This is a genomic window from Kitasatospora sp. NPDC048545, from assembly GCF_040651155.1.
Classification (GTDB): domain Bacteria; phylum Actinomycetota; class Actinomycetes; order Streptomycetales; family Streptomycetaceae; genus Kitasatospora.
Genome location: NZ_JBEZIQ010000166.1, coordinates 1 through 1,826, shown reverse-complemented (window position 1 = coordinate 1,826; position 1,826 = coordinate 1). Strand labels below are relative to the sequence as shown.

Annotated in this window: 1 protein-coding gene; it reads right to left on the bottom strand. The window is 74.4% G+C overall.

All coding sequences use genetic code 11. The features are described from left to right. Positions 1-1,826, bottom strand: a 1,826-nt coding sequence (locus AB0D10_RS46265) for an amino acid adenylation domain-containing protein (protein WP_360269126.1), incomplete at both ends; no start/stop codon positions are given.

Sequence of the window (1,826 nt, the reverse complement as noted above, 5' to 3'; positions counted from 1 at the left end):
CGGATCGGCACCTCCACACCCAGCACCGACCGCACCCGGCTCACCAGCCGCGTCGCCAGCAGGGAGTGACCGCCCAGCGCGAAGAAGTCCTCGTCCACGCCGACCGACGGCAGGCCCAGCACCTCCGCGTAGACCCCGCACAGCAGCTGCTCCTGCGGGGACTGCGCGACGCGGCCGGTGGTCTGCGTGAACTGCGGCGCGGGCAGGGCCCGGCGGTCCAGCTTGCCGTTGACGGTGACGGGCAGTGCGTCGAGGACGACGAGTGCGGCCGGGACCATGTAGTCCGGCAGCGAGCCCGCGAGGTGCGCAAGCAGCTCGGCCGTGTCGACGGCGCCACGGGCCGGGACGACGTAGCCGACCAGGCGGCGGTCGCCGGGCTGGTCCTCGCGGACGATCACCGCGGCGGTCGCGACGGAGGGGTGCGCGGTGAGGCGCGTCTCGATCTCGCCGAGCTCGATGCGGAAGCCGCGCAGCTTGACCTGGTCGTCGGTGCGGCCCAGGTACTCCAGGGCGCCTTCGGCGTTCCAGCGCACCAGGTCGCCGGTGCGGTACATGCGCGTCCCGGCCGGACCGGACGGATCGGCGACGAAACGCTCCGCCGTCAGCGCGGGGCGGCCGAGGTAACCGCGGGCGAGCTGGTCGCCCGCCAGGTAGAGCTCTCCCGCGACACCGACCGTCACGGGCCGCAGCGCGGTGTCGAGCACGTGGACGCGGGTGTTCCAGACCGGCCGCCCGATCGGCACGCTCGTGCCGGTGTCGGCGGGGGTGCAGGCCCAGGCGGTGACGTCGACGGACGCCTCGGTGGGCCCGTAGAGGTTGTGCAGCGGGACCTGCGGCAGGACGGCGAAGAACCGGTCGCGCAGGTCGGCGGGCAGCGCCTCGCCGGAGCACATGACGCCGCGCAGGTCCGTGCAGCCGGCGGCGGCCGGTTCCTGCACGAAGGCCTGGAGCATTGACGGTACGAAGTGGGTGACGGTGATCCGCTCGCGGCGGATCAGCTCGGCCAGGTAGGCGGGGTCGCGGTGGCCGCCGGGCTTGGCCAGGACGAGCGTGGCCCCCTCCAGCAGCGGCCAGAAGAACTCCCACACGGAGACGTCGAAGCCGAACGGCGTCTTCTGGAGCACCCGGTCCTCGGCGGTGAGGCCGTAGGCGTGCTGCATCCAGGCGAGACGGTTGACGATGCCGCCGTGCGGGACGGCGACGCCCTTGGGGCGGCCGGTCGAGCCGGAGGTGAAGATGACGTAGGCAGGGTGCTCGGGCCGCAACGCGACCGTGAGAGGAGCGTTGCGCTCGGCCTGCTCCGCGAGGGTCTCCTCGGTGTCGAGCAGCAGCGGCTCGGCGCCGGCCGCGTGCGCGACGTCGGCGGTCGCCCGGGTGGCCAGCACGAGCGCCGGGTTGCCGTCCGCGAGTACGACGGCGATGCGGTCGGTCGGGTACTCCGGGTCCACCGGCAAGTACGCGGCACCGGCCTTCACCGTCGCCAGCAGCGCGACGACCATCTCGACGGAGCGCTCCAGCACCAGCGCGACCGTGCGCTCCGGGCCGACGCCCCGCGCGGCCAGCAGCCGCGCCAACCGGTCGGCACGCGCGTCGAGTTCGGCGTAGCTGAGGCGCTCGTCGCCGAAGACCAGGGCCGTTGCGTCCGGGGTCCGCGCCGCCTGGGCGGCGAAGAGCTCCGGCAGGGTGGCGGCGGGCAGGTCGACGGCGGTGTCGTTCCACTCGACGGAGATGCGGTGGCGCTCGGCGGGGTCGAGGATCGGGGCGTCCGCCACGGGCTGCGCCGGGTCGGCGAGGAGGCCGTCGAGCACCCGGACGAACCGGGTGGC